Origin of the sequence: Streptomyces sp. NPDC053367, from assembly GCF_044545925.1 — a bacterium.
Classification (GTDB): domain Bacteria; phylum Actinomycetota; class Actinomycetes; order Streptomycetales; family Streptomycetaceae; genus Streptomyces.
Map to the genome: position 1 here is coordinate 1,016,956 of NZ_JBITYN010000001.1, position 14,957 is coordinate 1,031,912.

Sequence of the window (14,957 nt, forward strand, 5' to 3'; positions counted from 1 at the left end):
CGTACCGGCCCATCCGCATGGAAGGATGGCCAGACCGACACATACGAGGTGGACCGAGGAGATGACCGCGTGCCTGGTACGAACCTGACTCGCGAAGAGGCGCAGCAGCGGGCGGAGCTGCTCACCGTTGACTCGTACGAGGTCGATCTCGACCTCTCCGGCGCGCAGGAGGGCGGCACCTACCGGTCCGTGACCACGGTGCGCTTCGACGCCGCCCGGGACGGCGCCGAGTCCTTCATCGACCTGGTCGCGCCGGCCGTCCACGAGGTGACCCTCAACGGCGACGCGCTGGACCCCGCCGAGGTCTTCGCGGACTCGCGGATCGCGCTGCCCGGCCTGCTCCGGGGCCGCAACATCCTGCGCGTGGTCGCGGACTGCGCGTACACCAACACCGGTGAGGGCCTGCACCGGTTCGTCGACCCGGTCGACGACCAGGCCTACCTGTACACCCAGTTCGAGGTGCCGGACGCCCGGCGCGTGTTCGCGTCGTTCGAGCAGCCGGACCTGAAGGCGACCTTCCAGTTCACCGTGAAGGCGCCCGCGGGCTGGACGGTCATCTCCAACTCGCCGACCCCGGAGCCCAAGGACGACGTCTGGGTCTTCGAGCCGACGCCGCGGATCTCGACGTACATCACGGCGCTGATCGTGGGCCCGTACCACTCGGTGCACAGCGTGTACGAGAAGGACGGCCAGTCGGTGCCGCTGGGCATCTACTGCCGGCCGTCGCTGGCCGAGTTCCTGGACGCGGACGCCATCTTCGAGGTGACCCGGCAGGGCTTCGAGTGGTTCCAGGAGAAGTTCGACTACGCCTATCCGTTCGCCAAGTATGACCAGCTGTTCGTCCCGGAGTTCAACGCGGGTGCGATGGAGAACGCGGGCGCGGTGACCATCCGCGACCAGTACGTCTTCCGGTCCAAGGTGACCGATGCGGCGTACGAGGTGCGCGCCGAGACGATCCTGCACGAGCTGGCCCACATGTGGTTCGGCGACCTGGTCACCATGGAGTGGTGGAACGACCTGTGGCTGAACGAGTCGTTCGCCACGTACACGTCCATCGCCTGCCAGGCGGCGGCCCCCGGCTCCCGCTGGCCGCACTCGTGGACCACGTTCGCCAACTCCATGAAGACCTGGGCGTACCGGCAGGACCAGCTGCCGTCCACGCACCCGATCATGGCGGACATCCGCGACCTGGACGACGTGCTCGTCAACTTCGACGGCATCACGTACGCCAAGGGCGCCTCCGTCCTCAAGCAGCTCGTGGCCTACGTCGGTGAGGACGAGTTCTTCCGCGGCGTCCAGGCCTACTTCAAGCGGCACGCCTTCGGCAACACCCGGCTGTCGGACCTGCTGGGCGCGCTGGAGGAGACCTCCGGGCGCGACCTGAAGACGTGGTCGAAGAAGTGGCTGGAGACGGCCGGCATCAACGTCCTGCGCCCGGAGATCGAGGTGGACGCCCAGGGCGTGATCACCTCCTTCGCCATCCGCCAGGAGGCCCCGGCGCTGCCCGCCGGCGCCCAGGGCGAGCCGGTGCTGCGCCCGCACCGCATCGCGGTCGGCCTGTACGACGTCGACGCGGCGACGGGCAAGCTGGTGCGCACCGAGCGGATCGAGCTGGACGTGGACGGCGAGCGGACGGCCGTCGAGCAGCTGACCGGCCGGGCCCGCCCGGACGTCGTCCTGCTCAACGACGACGACCTGTCGTACGCCAAGGTCCGCCTCGACGAGAAGTCCCTCGCCGTGGTGACCGAGCACCTGGGCGACTTCGAGGAGTCCCTGCCGCGCGCGCTGTGCTGGGCGTCGGCCTGGGACATGACCCGCGACGCGGAGCTGGCGACCCGCGACTACCTGTCCCTGGTGCTGTCGGGCATCGGCAAGGAGTCGGACATCGGTGTCGTGCAGTCGCTGCACCGGCAGGTCAAGCTGGCGATCGACCTGTACGCCGACCCGGCCGCCCGTGAGACGCTGCTGGCCCGCTGGACCGACGCGACGCTGGCGCACCTGCGTTCCGCCGAGCCGGGCGGCGACCACCAGCTGGCCTGGGCGCGCGCCTTCGCGGCGACCGCCCGCACGCCGGAGCAGCTGGACCTGCTGGAGGCCCTGCTGGACGGCTCCGAGACGATCGAGGGCCTGGCCGTGGACACCGAGCTGCGCTGGGCGTTCGTGCAGCGGCTCGCGGCCGTGGGCCGGTTCGACGAGTCGGAGATCGCGACCGAGTACGAGCGGGACAAGACCGCGGCCGGTGAGCGTCATGCCGCGACCGCGCGTGCCGCGCGTCCGACCGCGGAGGCCAAGGCGGAGGCCTGGGCGTCGGTCGTGGAGTCCGACAAGCTCCCGAACGCCCTCCAGGAGGCGGTGATCGGCGGCTTCGTGCAGACCGACCAGCGCGAGCTGCTCGTGCCGTACACGGAGAAGTTCTTCGCCGTGGTGAAGGACGTCTGGGAGTCCCGCTCGCACGAGATGGCCCAGCAGATCGCCGTCGGCCTCTACCCGACGGTCCAGGTCTCCCAGGACACCCTGGACCGCACGGACGCCTGGCTGGCCTCGGCGGAGCCGGGCGCGGCCCTGCGCCGCCTGATCTCGGAGTCCCGCGCGGGCGTCGAGCGGGCGCTGAAGGCGCAGGCGGCGGACGCGGCCGCCGCCGAGTAGGTCGCTTCAGGGGGCGCCCGTCCTGTCCGGACGGGCGCCCTTCGCATGTCCTCGTGGTCAGCGACCCCCGCCCGGCCGCCGGCCCGCAAGGCCGCCAAGAGCTGTACTTCGACCCGACGACCTACGCCTGCCTCGGCTCCACCCACCGCAGCGGCCTGCCGCAGCTCCCCGAGGGCAAGTGGCGGCGAGGCTCCACCGAGCCGACCCTCGACGTGTCCCCCGACGGCAAGGTCTCGACCTCGGCCCGAGCGGCCTGGGAGGGGGGTGAACAGGCCGGGGGCGCGGCCCTGACGGTGTCAGCCGCCCGCGGCCGCCGCCCGCAGGGCTTCCAGCACCCGTGACAGCGCCGGGGCCTCCGTCGCGCCCCGGCGGACTGCCGCCAGGACATGGCGTACCGGGCGGTCGGCGGCGAGTTCGCGCATGGCCACGCCGTCGCGGCGTACGGCCGCCAGGCGGGGGACGAGGGCGACGCCCAGGCCGGCCCCGACCATGGCGAGGATCGCGGTCCAGCCGGTTGCCGAGTGGGCCTGGTGGGGGGTGAAGCCGGCGGACTCGCAGGCCGTGCGGGTGATGTCGGACCAGGGGCCGCTGCCGCCGAAGATCCAGGGTTCGGCGGCCAGGTCGCAGAGGTGGAGGTCCAACGCGCCCGCCAGGGGGTGGCCGGGAGGCAGGGCCACGTCCAGGGGGTCCGCGAGGAGGGGGTGGAGATCGAAGCGGGGGTCCCGGGCGGTGGGGGCGTGGGCCGCCAGGGAGAGGGCTAGGTCGATCTCGCCCGCGGCCAGGAGGTCGTAGGCCTCGGCCGCCTCCGTCTCGCGGATGCGGACCGTCACCCGGGGGTGCCCGGCGCGGAGTGCCCGTACCGCCGGTACCACCAGGGCCGGTACGGCCGTGGAGAAGGCGCCGACCCTGACCTCGCCGGCCTCTCCCTGGGCGTAGGCCGCCAACGCCGCGTCGGCGCGCTCCAGTTGTTCGAAGACCGCCTCGGCGTGCCGCAGTACCAGGCGGGCCGCGTCGGTGAGCCGGACCCGCCGGCCGTGGGACTCCAGCAGCGTCACGCCCAGCTGCCGGGCGAGGTTGGACAGTTGCTGGGACACCGCCGACGGGGTCATCCGCAGGGCCTCGGCCGTCGCCGTGACGGTGCCCTCCTCCCGCAGGGTGCGCAGGATGTGCAGTTTCCGGATGTCCCACTCGGCCATGGCCCGCAACCTACGTCACCGGCGAGCGGCCGCGCCCAGCAGCACCCCGCCCAGGATCAGCGCCATGCACCCGGCCTGGGCCCAGCCCGTCGGCTCGTCCAGCAGCGCCCAGGAGAGCAGGGCCACGCAGACCGGCTGGAGGTAGTAGACGACCCCGGCGCGGGTGGGGCCGACCAGTGCGATCGCCCGGTTCCAGGCGAAGAAGGCGACCGCGGAGGAGGCGACACCGACGTAGAGGAGCGGCAGGACCGTGCCGGGCGTCGGGCTGAAGCCGCCCTGGAGGGCGAGGCTCGCCGTCTGCGCGGGCAGCAGCATCAGGGTGCCGAGGAGGAAGGTCGTGAACAGGAAGGCCGTCCCGGTGAGTTCGGCCGGGCGGCGGCGCAGCAGGGCGCTGTAGGACCCGAAGCTCGCCATCGCCGCGACCATCCACAGGTCCCCCGCGGAGAACGACGCCCCCGTCCCGCCGCCCACCAGCAGCAGCACCCCGGCGCACGCCGTCAGCAGCCCGGCCGCCCTGCGCGCCCCGAGACGTACGCCGGCCGCCCGCTCGTACACCGCCATCAGCACCGGCGACGCGGCCATGATCATGCCCATGTTGGCGGCGGGGGTGGTCAGGCCCGCCTGGTTGACGATCGTGTTGTAGAGCGCGACCCCGAGGAAGGACGCCAGGAGAACGAAGCGCAGGTGGCGGCGGACCAGGGCCCGCTGCCGCCAGGCCTGCCGGGCGCCGAAGGGGGCCACCACGGCGAGCGCCACGACCCAGCGCCAGAAGGCGTGCTGCACGGGCGGCACGCTGTCGGCGAGGCCCCGGGAGGTGACGAAGCTGCCGGACCAGACGAGGGTGGCCAGCAGAGCGAGCGCGAGCCCGAGGACGGGGGTGGCCGTCCTCGGGCTCGCAAGGGTGCGGGTGGTGGCGGTCCTCAGAGCCTGCGCCACGGAAGTCCTTTCTGCGCGGTGGGCGGTTGCCGGTCTACCGTCGCAGCGCCGGACCTGTCACGTCCATCGAAAGTTCCTGACCGTTCTTTTCAGGGGAACTGAACGGTCCGGGGGTCGTCGGCCCCGGTCGCGCGCCACCGATCTGCCCGAGGACCGTCGCGCCGAACGCCAGTGCCATGCCCGCCAGTTGCACCGGGCTCAGCGTCTGCCCGAGCGCCACCCAGCCGACGATCGCGGCGGTCAGCGGGGACAGCGGGCCGAGGAAGGTGACCTGGGTGGCGCTGAGGCGGCCGATGCCGCGGAACCAGAGCCAGTACGACACCGCCGTGTTGCCCAGCGCGAGGTAGAGGTAGCCGCCGATCGCGGGCGCGTCCAGCGCGGGCGGGGCGCCCTCGACCAGCAGGGCGAGCGGGGCGATCAGCAGGCCGCCCGCGGTGAGCTGCCAGCCGGTGAGGGCGAGCGGGCCCACGCCCTCGGGGCGGCCCCACTTCTTGGTGAGGACCGTGCCGGTGGACATCGACGCGGTCGAGGCGACGGCCGCCAGCACCCCTACGGTGTCCAGCGCCCCGGCCGCCTTCAGCACGACCAGGCTGACGCCGAACGCCGCCGCGATCCCGGTGAGCACCGAGCGCAGGGTCGCCCGCTGCCCGAGCAGCACCGCCGAGAGGCCGACGACGAACAGCGGGCCCGCCGAGCCGACGACCGCGGCCATCCCGCCGGGCAGCCGGTACGCCGACAGGAACAGCAGCGGGAAGAACGCCCCGATGTTCAGCGCGCCCAGCACCCCCGCCTTCCACCACCAGGCGCCGCGCGGCAGCACCCGGGCGAGGGCCAGCAGGAGCAGCCCGGCGGGCAGGGCCCGCATCAGGCCGGTGAACAGGGGGCGGTCGGCCGGCAGGAACTCGGTGGTGACCGCGTAGGTGGTGCCCCAGGAGATCGGGGCGAGGGCGGTGAGCAGGACGGTCGCGGACCGCTTCATGGCCGGGGTCCTTTCGCGCAAGGGCGTGAGGCAGAGGGGGAGGAGGGAGGCGGGGGTCAGGCTGTGGCGTGGGCGGGTTCGGCGGGCTGGGCCGGCTGGGTCTGCCCGGCGCCGCGGGCCACCGTCAACGGCAGCGGCCGGACCGCCTCGGCCGGCAGCCGCCGCTCGACCCGGATCAGCAGCGCGGCCGCGAGGGCCGAGGTGACGATCAGGACGGCCCAGGGGGCGCGGCCGTCGAGCGCGAGCAGCGTGGTGAACAGCGAGGGCGCGACCGCCTTGGCCAGCGACCAGGACATCTGGTAGGCCGCCATGTACCGGCCCCGGACCGCCTCGGGAGCCGCCGACACCGCGAGCACCTCGGCGGCGGGGCTGTGGATCAGCTCGCCCAGGGTGTAGAGGACGACCACACCCACCAGGGCGGCGCCCAGCACGGTGTCGTCCTGCGGCCGCAGCGTGCCGAGCACGATGTTCGCGGCGAACGCGGCGGCGAACAGCGCCCCGCCGAGGCCCGCGGCCCTGGTGCGCCGGGCCCCGGCCCGCCGGACGCGGGAGCCGACGTACACCCCGGCGACCGCGCACAGCACGGTGTTCACCGTGAAGGCGGACCCGGTGAGGACGGCCGGGCCGTTCAGCGACTGCACGATGAAGAGCGGGAAGAGCACCGACAGGGCGGAGTAGCTGAGCGCGTTGAGGAAGTTGGCGCCGGTGACGACGAGGAAGGGCCGGTCGGTGAGGACGAGCCGGTATCCGGCCCCGGCCCCGCGCGCGGGGGCCGGCTCGGTGGAGCGCACCGGCTTCAGCGGGCGGACCAGCAGCGCGGCGAGCGCGAAGGACAGGGCGTTGCCCCAGGCGGCGTAGGTGTAGCCGGCGGGACCGGCGAGGGCGATGACGAGGGTGGCGAGCAGGGCGCCGGCCCCGTTGCCGCCGTTCTGCAGCGCGCGGGTGGCCGCCTGGAGCCGGTCGCGGCCCTCTCCCCTGGCGACCTCGCCGATCAGCGACTGGTTGACGGCCGGGAAGGCCCGGTCGGCTGCGGCGGTGACCAGTGCGACGGCGGCGAAGGCGGCGAGGGACTGGGCGAAGGGGTAGAGGGCGAAGCCGGCCACCCGCACGCCGTACAGCGCGTACAGCACCCGCTTGGCGCCGTAACGGTCGATGGCCGCCCCGGCCGCCGGGAGCGCGCCGAGTCCGGCCAGCCCGGTGATGGTGAGGACCGCACCGACCACGGCGAAGGAGAGGCCGGTGACGTAGTGGAAGAACACCAGGGTGAACGGGACGTACATGCCGGTGCCGATGCCGTTGACGGCGGCGGCGACGGGCAGCGCCCACTCCCCCGCTACGCGCTCGTGCTTCCTGCCCATGACGTCCCCCTGCTGTGATCGGGCTCGATCCCGCCGAAGCGGCTTGATGGAAAGTAGCTTAGCGCTAAGCAACTTTTATGCAAGACACTTGATGCTGATCTACTTTCCTTCCGCCTACTTTCCTTACAGCTACTTTCCCCACAGCTACTTTCTTGCGGCCGACCGGAGCGGGGCGGATACTCCTGCCCATGAACCCCAACCCCGAGCCCCAGGACCGCCCGGACGCGGTGGACGCGATCATCGGCCAGTGGGCGGCCGTACGCCCCGACCTGGACACCACGGCCATGGAGGTCTTCGGCCGCGTCTACCGGCTCTCGCGCACGATGGGCGACCGGATGGAGAAGGCGTACGCGCGCTTCGGGATCTCACGCGGCGAGTTCGACGTCCTCGCCACGCTGCGCCGCTCCGGCGAGCCCTACACCCTCTCGCCCCGCCAGCTGTCCTCCACGCTCATGCTGACCACCGGCGGGATGACCGGCCGTCTGGACAAGCTGGAGCGGGCGGGCCTGCTGCGCCGCTCCCCCGACCCGCACGACCGCCGCGGCCTCCAGGTCACCCTCACCGACGAGGGCCTCGCCCTGATCGACGAGGCCGTCGGCGCGGGCCTCGCCGTCCAGACCGAGGCGCTGTCGCAGCTGGACCCGGCCGAGGCCGGACAACTGGCGGGCCTGCTGCGCAAGTTGCTCGCGGGCACACAGGGCCAGTGAGGACGGGGTACCCCATGGCGGACTGGGAACTGCGACCGGCCACGCCGGAGGACATGGAGCCGGTGGCCGAGCTGCGGGCCGCGGTCATGCGCCCCGACCTGGAACGGCTCGGACGCTACGACGGCCATCGCGTCCGGCAGCGTCTGCGCGACGCCTTCGACCCCGCCCACACCTGGGTGATCGAGGTGTCCGGCACCTTCGCCGGCTGCGTGGCCCTGCGCCCCGCCGAGGACGCCCACTGGCTGGAGCACTTCTACCTCGACCCCGCTCTGCACGGCCTCGGCGTCGGCACCGCCGTCCTGCGCACCCTGCTGGAACGCTGCGACGCCGACGGCACCCGAGTCCGGCTCGACGTCCTCAACGGCAGCCCGGCCCGCCGGCTGTACGAGCGGCACGGGTTCGTGCGGGAGAGCGAGGACCCGGTGGACGTGTTCATGGTCCGCGAGCCGGCCGGGCCCGGAGCCTAGAGACGCTCCCCTAGGCGCCGGCCGGCCACGCCAGCGTGCGGCCCCGTGACCAGCAGCGGCCGACCGCCTCGGCGTGCAGCGCCCCGTGCTCGAACACCGCGATCCCGACGATGCTGTGCCCGGAGGCGTGGCGGTCGCCGAACGTCGGTATCCCCGGTGCCACCCCGACGCCCTCCGCCGACACCCAGGCCACCGGACGCCCGGTCGCCGCCTCGTCGAGCCGCCGCAGGAAGCGCAGCCGGCTCTCCGGGGCAAGGGCCGACAGCGCCCAGGTCGTGGTGACCACCGGCAGGGCGTCCTCGGGTACCCGGGTCAGGGCGTCGGGCAGCAGCTGCACCACATCCCCCCGCAGCAGCACCGGAGGGTCCGCCGCCAGCAACGCCGTCTCCGCCTCCAGCCGCGCGAGCAGTTCCGGCCGGTCCGGCGGCAGACAGGCCCGCAGCCAGCGGGCCTCCTCCGCGTCCGTCACGTCGACCGGGTCCGCGTCGACGCCGACGCGGGCGACGACCCCGGGGAACACCTGCTCCGGGACGCGCCGGCCTCCCACGACCGCGCACTCCGTCCGCACCGGGGACGACGGGTCGCCCAGCAACTGCCCGTTGCCGTAGGCGATGCCGACACGGTCGACGGTGAGGTTGAGGCCCGCCGAACACCCCACGTCGATCAGCCCCACCGTCCGCGCGCCCACCCTGCGCGCCACCTCCGCGACCGCCGGGTACAGCACGGCACAACGCCCCGTCTCGTCGGTCCGCGTCCGCCGGCGCGCGGCGAGGTCCACGACCGCGCCGGTCGTGCCCAGCAGCGTGTCGATCGCCGCGCGGGCGGCGGCGTCGCCGTCCTCCGCGGCATACGCCGAGGCCAGCGCCGGGGCCCGGCCGGCGAGGGCGAGGTCGTGCAGCGCGGCGAGGATCAGCGCGGGCCGCCTCCTGCGCGCCGGCGCCGCCTCGATGGCGCGCAACGCCTCACCGGACTCGCTCAGCGCCACTGCGACCCGCTCGTACAGCGGCGACACCCCGGCGGCGTCGACCTCACCGAAGCGCCGGTAGACCTCGGCGAGTGTGCGGGCCCTGCCCATGGGTGCTCCCCTGCGGTCGGTCCTGGCGTTGCGGCGACCCTCTCACGAACGGCCTCCGCCCTCAGGCGAGTTGCTCAGCCCACGTGGGCGGCGAGGACGGCCCCGATCTCGGCCGGGTCCGCCCGGTCGGCCGCCCACGCCACGTATCCGTCGGGGCGCACCAGGAGGGCCGTACGGCGGTCGCTCGCCCAGCACGCCGTGGCCAGCCGGTCCTTGCCGGTGCCCGCGGCGTCGTACGGCTCCGGTGCGACGAGCACGAACCGGCCGCCGCGCAGGGCCTCGTAGAGGCGGCCGCCGCCGGCGAGGGCGACGTCGGGGACGCGGGTGCCGGTGAGGCGGTGGGCACCGCGCGGGGCGGGGTAGCGATAGCCGATGCCGGTGATCTGTCCGGCCGCCTTGCGGCGGGCGGGGGCGACCGCGCCGAGGAAGCCTGCCAGACCGGCGCGCAGGGCGAGGGTCCAGGGCCGCTTGGCCATGGCCAGCCGGACGATGCCGCCGCTGCTGCGCAGCACCGACCTGCCGACGGGGTGACGCTCGGCCTGGTAGGTGTCGAGGAGGCCGTCGTCCGCGTGGCCGCCGATGACCTGGGCCAGCTTCCAGCCGAGGTTGGCCGCGTCCTGCAGGCCCGTGTTCATGCCCTGGCCGCCGGCCGGGGTGTGCACGTGCGCGGCGTCCCCGGCGAGGAACACCCGGCCCACCCGGTAGGCCGGCGCCTGACGCTCGTCGCTGTGGAAGCGGGACAGCCAGCGGGCGTCGTACATCCCGAAGTCCCGGCCCAGCGCCAGCCGGGCGATCTCCTTGACCTCCTCCAGCTCCAGCGGCTCGTGATCGGGCACGTCACGCCTGCGGTCCCAGCCGATCACGCGGTAGTAGCCGTCACCGAAGGGCGCGATGAAGGCGAAGGCGTCCCCGACGGCGTTGACGGTGAGCAGCGCCTCGGGCTCCTCGGCGAGCCGGACGTCAGCGAGCACGACGGACCGGATCACCGAGTGACCGGGGAAGGGCAGCCCGATCGCCTGCCGCACGGCACTGCGCATCCCGTCCGCCCCGACGGCGTACGCCGCCCGCAGTTCCTCCTCCCGCCCCTCGCGGGTGCGCACGCGCAGGGTCACCCCGTCGGCGTCCTGGGCCAGCTCGGTCATCTCCGTCTCGTAGCGGAAGTCGACCCCGGCGTCCTCGGCGCGCCGCCGCAGCGCCTTCTCCACCTCGTACTGCGGGATGACCAGCAGATGGTTGAACCGGGAGGGCAGCGCGGCCAGGTCCACGGTGAGCCGCCCGAACAGGCGCAGCCGGTCGAGCCGCCGGCCGGCTGCCTCCAGCTCGTCGGCGAGGCCGCGGGCGTCGAGCTGCTCCAGGGTGCGGGCGTGCACGGCGAAGGCGCGGGAGAGGTTGCTGATGGTCGCGGGGCGCTTCTCGACGAGGGTGACGGCTACACCGGCGGTGGCGAGGTCACCGGCGAGGAGGAGGCCGGTGGGTCCGGAGCCGACGACGATCACGGCGGGGTCGGTCACGGCGGGGGTGGGGTCGTTGCCGTCGTCGGTGGTGCGGGCGGTGCGGGCGGTGCGGGCGGTGCGGGCGGTGCGGGCGGTGCCAGTGGTGCCAGTGGTGCCGGTCATGGTGGCCTCCTGGGTGCCTACGCTTGTTGGCCAACGATTGTTGACCTGTGCTCGTTGATGACGATAGGTGGGGGCCGGGGGTTGAGTCAACAGTTGTTGGCCAACAGGTGTGGGCAAGCGTTCGTGGGCCGGCGTTCGTAGGCCGGCGTTCGTAGGCAAGCGCTCGTAGGCAAGCGCTCGTAGGCCAACGCGTGTAGGCGGACGCATGCAGCCAGCGTTCGTAGGCCAACACATGTAGGCGGACGCACGCAGGCCAACACGTGCTGGCCCACCTGCGTAGGCCGACCTGCACAGGCCGACCCGACCCGCATAGACCAACGCTTGTGGACCAACACCCGTTGGCCTACGCTCGTTGACATGACAGACGGCACCCCCACCGCGACCCCAGCGCCCCCCACCCCAGCGCCCCCCACCCCAGCCACCCCCACCGCCGCAGCCGCGCCGCCGGCCCGCCGCTCCGACGCCACCCGCGCCGCCATCCTCGAAGCCGCGCGCGAGCGCTTCGCCGCCGACGGGTACGAGCGCGCCACCATCCGCGCCATCGCGCGCGACGCGCGCATCGACCCCTCGATGGTCATGCGGTACTACGGCAACAAGGAGGGCCTCTTCGCCGCCGCCGTAGCGGTCGACCTGCGGCTGCCGAACCTGGGTGCGCAGGCCCGGGAGGACGTCGGCCGGGCGCTGGTGCGGCACTTCCTCGACCTGTGGGAGGACAGCGAGATCCTCACCGCACTGCTGCGCGTCGGCGCCACCAGTCAGGCCGGGGCCGAGCGTATGCAGGGGATCTTCCGCGACCAGTTGCTGCCCGTCACGCGGGAGGTGTGCCCGGACGCCGAGCAGGTGCCGGCCCGGGCCGCGCTGTGCGCCACGCAGCTTCTCGGGCTGGCGCTCACCCGTTACGTCCTGCGTCTGCCGCCGGTCGTCGCGCTGCACCCGGAGGAGATCGTGGCGTGGCTGGCGCCGACCGTGCAGCGCTACCTGACGGCCGCGCATCCCTGAGAACGGCGGCCGGAACACCCCTGAGGGCGGCGGCCGGAAAGCGACGAGGGCGCCGGCCCCCGCCGCGGTGTGCGGTGGGGTCGGCGCCCTCGGGAAGAACGGAGGAGGGTCAGGCGCGGGCCTTGGCCTTGGCCTTCGGGGCACGGTCGGTCGACCGGTCGAGGACCATCACCAGGCCGGCGATGACCGCGAACAGGGCGAGGGGGGCGATCACGAACAGGCCCAGCGTCTCGATGACGCTCAGGCCCGTGCCGGGGTCGTCACCGTCGTCACGCGTCAGCGCGAGCGCGGGGGACGACATGAGCAGCATCATCAGCGTCGTACCGGCGGCCAGGGCGCCGGCGCGCAGGGCGTTCTTCTTGTCCACGGGGCCAAAGTTAGCGAACGTCTGTCGGGGGCGCTCGTCCGGGGGTCCGTTATGAGCATCGGAAGGGCCCGGCCGCCTTCTCATCCCACGCCCTCGCCCTCGCCCACGCCTACTCCCCCGCCCTCGCCCTCGCCCTCGCCCCCGCCGTCACCCACGCCCACGCCCACACTCTCGGCCACGCCCTCCTCCGCCGCCTCCCCCACTCCCGTTGCGTCCCTCGCCCCCACGCCGTCCCTCAGCACCTCCACCAGAGCGCGCAGCCGTGGCGACTCCGCGAGTTCCTCCAGGGGCACGGGCCGGCCCTCCGCGTCGGCGACGGGGAGGCGCCAGTTCGGGTACTGGTCCCAGGTGCCGGGGAGGTTCTGCGGGCGGCGGTCGCCGATGCCGTCGGGGAGCCAGAGGCCGACCAGGCGGGCGGGGGTGCGGGCGAGGAAGCGGTGGACGGCCTGGACCTCGGCCTCCTCGGAAGCCGGGTCGGAGCCGCCGCCGGTGCCGGGCAGGAGGTCCAGCCGGGAAAGGGTGGCGAGCCACTCGGCGACATCCGTGGCGGCCTCGTCGCGTTCCTCGGCGAGGGAGCGGCCGAGCAGTCCGAGCCGGTCGCGGAGTTCCACGTGTTCACCGGTGAGACGGGCGGCGGTGGGCGGCAGGTCGTGCGTGGTGGCGGTGGCGAGGCAGTCGGCGCGCCAGGCGGAGGGCGGCAGGGGCAGCCCGTCGCCCTCCCAGTCGCGCTCGAACCACAGCACCGACGTGCCGAGCACGCCCCGCTCGCGCAGGGACTCCCTGACGCCCGGCTCGACCGTCCCGAGGTCCTCCCCGATGACGACCGCCCCGGCCCGTGAGGCCTCCAGGACGAGGACGGCGAGCATGGCCTCGGCGTCGTAGCGGACGTAGGCGCCCTCGGTGGGCGGCAGCCCCTGCGGGACCCACCAGAGCCGGAACAGGCCCATGACGTGGTCGATGCGCAGGGCTCCTGCGTACCGGAACAGGCCGCGCAGCAGCGAGCGGTAGGGCGCGTAACCGGACTCGGCCAGCCGGTCGGGGCGCCACGGGGGCAGGCCCCAGTCCTGACCGCGGGCGTTGAAGGCGTCGGGCGGGGCGCCCACCGACATGCCGGCGGCGAAGTACTCGGCCTGCGCCCAGGCGTCCGCGCCGCCGGGGTGCACGCCGACGGCCAGGTCGTGCACGACGCCGACGGGCATGCCGGACTCGCGGGCGACGCGCTGGGCGGCGACGAGCTGGGTGTCGGTGAGCCAGGCGAGCCAGGTGTGGAAGTCGACCCGGTCCATCAGCTCGGTGCGGGCGCGGGCGGTCTCGGCGGAGCGCGGGTCGCGCAGGGCGGCGGGCCAGAGCTGCACGTCACCGCCGTACACCTCGGCGAGCGCGTTCCAGGTGGCGTGGTCCTCCAGGTCGCGGCCCTGGGCGGCGAGGAAGTCGCAGTAGGCGGCCCGCCGCCCGGGACCGAGGGGCACGGCGCGGACGAGTTCGAGGGCCTCGCGCTTGAGTTCCCATACGGCGTCCCGGTCGATCAGCGCGCCCTTGTCCAGGACGGACGCCCTGAGCCGGGCGGCGCGTTCCAGGAGGCCCGCGACGCGCTCGCGGTCGTCGACGTGGGCGAACTCGGGGATGTCCTCGACGCGCAGGTGCACCGGGTCGGGGAAACGGCGGGAGGAGGGCCGGTAGGGCGAGGGGTCGGTGGGGTTGCCGGGCACGGCCGCGTGCAGCGGGTTGACCTGCACGAACCCGGCCCCGAGCGCCCGTCCCGCCCAGGCGGTGAGCTCGCCGAGGTCACCGAGGTCGCCCATGCCCCAGGAGCGCCGGGAGAGCAGGGAGTAGAGCTGCACGAGCAGGCCGTAGGACCGTCCGGGCGGCGTCGGCAGCCGCGACGGCGCGACGATCAGGTGGGCGCCGGCCGTGCGTCCGTCCGGGGCGAGGGCGTCCAGCCGGTGCACCCCGGGGGGCAGTTCCCCGACGGAACCCTCGTGGACGGCCCCGTCCTCGGTCTCGACCCGCAGCCGTGTCCCGGCCGGCAGCCCGGGCAGGTCGCTCCCCGACCCCTGCCACACCACGACCGTCGGCGGCAGGAGCCGTTCGCGGTTCGCCCGCTCCCGGGCGGCGAGCGCGGCGCGTACGGCGTCGGGGGTGCTCGCGTCGACGCCGAGGGCGGCGAGGACGCGGACGAGGGCGGCCGGTGAGGCGGTGACCGTACGGTCGGGGGCGGGCCGGTAGGAGGTGGCGACGCCGTGCAGGCCGGCGAGTCGGGCCAGTTCCTCGTCCAGGGGGCGGTCCGGGCTGGATGCGGTCATCTACGGCCTCGTGGAGTCGGCGTCCGGGGCGGCGAGCGGGGGTTCGCTGGTCAGGGGTGCGGCGTCGGGCAGCGGGGGTTCGCTGGTCAGCGGGGTCTGGGAGCAGACGCGTTCGGCGGAGAACACGCGCACGGGCCGGGCCGTGGCGGGCTCCGCCGGGCGTTTGGACAGGGCGGAGAGCAGCAGGTGTGCCGATGCGGCCACGGGGGCCTCCTTCGCTGGGGGACATCCGGGGGACCAAGACAGCCCTACCCAGTACCCGCGGCGGCAGACGTCACGGATGACGAATACCGCGAGTCGCCACAATC

The 14,957-nt window shown here is 74.0% G+C and carries 14 protein-coding genes; 5 read left to right on the plus strand and 9 right to left on the minus strand.

Annotation, left to right across the window (positions count from 1 at the left end; genetic code table 11):
* The first annotated feature begins 69 nt into the window (after positions 1-69).
* Positions 70-2,646 carry an aminopeptidase N gene (gene pepN / locus ACIGXJ_RS04675; RefSeq protein ID WP_399641571.1) on the plus strand — a complete coding sequence of 859 codons (2,577 nt, stop codon included), beginning with the start codon at positions 70-72 and terminating at the stop codon, positions 2,644-2,646.
* A 53-nt stretch (positions 2,647-2,699) separates the two neighbouring features.
* Positions 2,700-2,987 carry a hypothetical protein gene (locus ACIGXJ_RS04680; protein WP_399641573.1) on the plus strand — a complete coding sequence of 96 codons (288 nt, stop codon included), beginning with the start codon at positions 2,700-2,702 and terminating at the stop codon, positions 2,985-2,987.
* Here ACIGXJ_RS04680 and ACIGXJ_RS04685 read toward each other — a convergent pair.
* Genes ACIGXJ_RS04685 through ACIGXJ_RS04700 form a run of 4 tightly spaced genes read right to left on the minus strand, consistent with a single transcriptional unit; the run spans position 2,943 to position 7,115 of the window.
* Entirely contained in the window at positions 2,943-3,842 is a 900-nt protein-coding gene (locus ACIGXJ_RS04685) for a LysR family transcriptional regulator (protein ID WP_399641576.1), read from the minus strand. The genes ACIGXJ_RS04680 and ACIGXJ_RS04685 overlap by 45 nt on opposite strands.
* Before the next feature lie 15 nt (positions 3,843-3,857).
* Positions 3,858-4,778, minus strand: coding sequence for a DMT family transporter (locus ACIGXJ_RS04690; RefSeq protein WP_399641577.1), 921 nt, complete (start codon positions 4,776-4,778; stop codon positions 3,858-3,860).
* Between the two features lie 34 nt (positions 4,779-4,812).
* A complete protein-coding gene (locus tag ACIGXJ_RS04695) occupies positions 4,813-5,757 on the minus strand; it encodes an EamA family transporter (RefSeq protein WP_399641579.1) in 945 nt (314 codons plus the stop codon).
* 56 nt (positions 5,758-5,813) lie between these two features.
* Complete coding sequence (locus tag ACIGXJ_RS04700; protein WP_399641581.1) at positions 5,814-7,115, minus strand: MFS transporter; 1,302 nt, start codon at positions 7,113-7,115, stop codon at positions 5,814-5,816.
* Between the two features lie 188 nt (positions 7,116-7,303).
* Between ACIGXJ_RS04700 and ACIGXJ_RS04705 the strand changes: the two genes are divergently transcribed.
* Together ACIGXJ_RS04705 and ACIGXJ_RS04710 are read left to right on the plus strand one after the other, a co-directional pair.
* Positions 7,304-7,822 (plus strand): MarR family winged helix-turn-helix transcriptional regulator, encoded by a 519-nt coding sequence (locus tag ACIGXJ_RS04705; RefSeq protein WP_399641583.1) that lies wholly within the window; start codon positions 7,304-7,306, stop codon positions 7,820-7,822.
* A gap of 14 nt (positions 7,823-7,836) precedes the next feature.
* Positions 7,837-8,289: a GNAT family N-acetyltransferase gene (locus ACIGXJ_RS04710; protein ID WP_399641585.1), complete on the plus strand. Its 453-nt coding sequence runs from the start codon at positions 7,837-7,839 to the stop codon at positions 8,287-8,289.
* A 10-nt stretch (positions 8,290-8,299) separates the two neighbouring features.
* Here ACIGXJ_RS04710 and ACIGXJ_RS04715 read toward each other — a convergent pair whose 3' ends face one another.
* Together ACIGXJ_RS04715 and ACIGXJ_RS04720 are read right to left on the minus strand one after the other, a co-directional pair.
* Entirely contained in the window at positions 8,300-9,364 is a 1,065-nt protein-coding gene (locus ACIGXJ_RS04715; RefSeq protein ID WP_399641587.1) for a DUF2332 domain-containing protein, read from the minus strand.
* Positions 9,365-9,438: 74 nt separating this feature from the next.
* Entirely contained in the window at positions 9,439-10,980 is a 1,542-nt protein-coding gene (locus ACIGXJ_RS04720) for an FAD-dependent monooxygenase (protein WP_399641589.1), read from the minus strand.
* 357 nt (positions 10,981-11,337) lie between these two features.
* Here ACIGXJ_RS04720 and ACIGXJ_RS04725 point away from each other — a divergent pair, with 357 nt between their 5' ends.
* Entirely contained in the window at positions 11,338-11,979 is a 642-nt protein-coding gene (locus tag ACIGXJ_RS04725; protein ID WP_399641591.1) for a TetR family transcriptional regulator, read from the plus strand.
* Positions 11,980-12,088: 109 nt separating this feature from the next.
* Here the strand turns inward: ACIGXJ_RS04725 and ACIGXJ_RS04730 are convergent, their stop codons facing one another.
* From ACIGXJ_RS04730 to ACIGXJ_RS04740, 3 genes are all read right to left on the minus strand, one after another.
* The gene (locus ACIGXJ_RS04730; RefSeq protein ID WP_399641593.1) at positions 12,089-12,346 is read right to left on the minus strand and encodes a hypothetical protein; all 258 of its coding nucleotides are present in this window, start codon (positions 12,344-12,346) and stop codon (positions 12,089-12,091) included.
* Between the two features lie 80 nt (positions 12,347-12,426).
* Positions 12,427-14,649 carry a 4-alpha-glucanotransferase gene (malQ, locus tag ACIGXJ_RS04735; RefSeq protein ID WP_399641595.1) on the minus strand — a complete coding sequence of 741 codons (2,223 nt, stop codon included), beginning with the start codon at positions 14,647-14,649 and terminating at the stop codon, positions 12,427-12,429.
* Complete coding sequence (locus ACIGXJ_RS04740) at positions 14,650-14,853, minus strand: hypothetical protein (RefSeq protein WP_399641597.1); 204 nt, start codon at positions 14,851-14,853, stop codon at positions 14,650-14,652.
* Between the last annotated feature and the right edge of the window lie 104 nt (positions 14,854-14,957).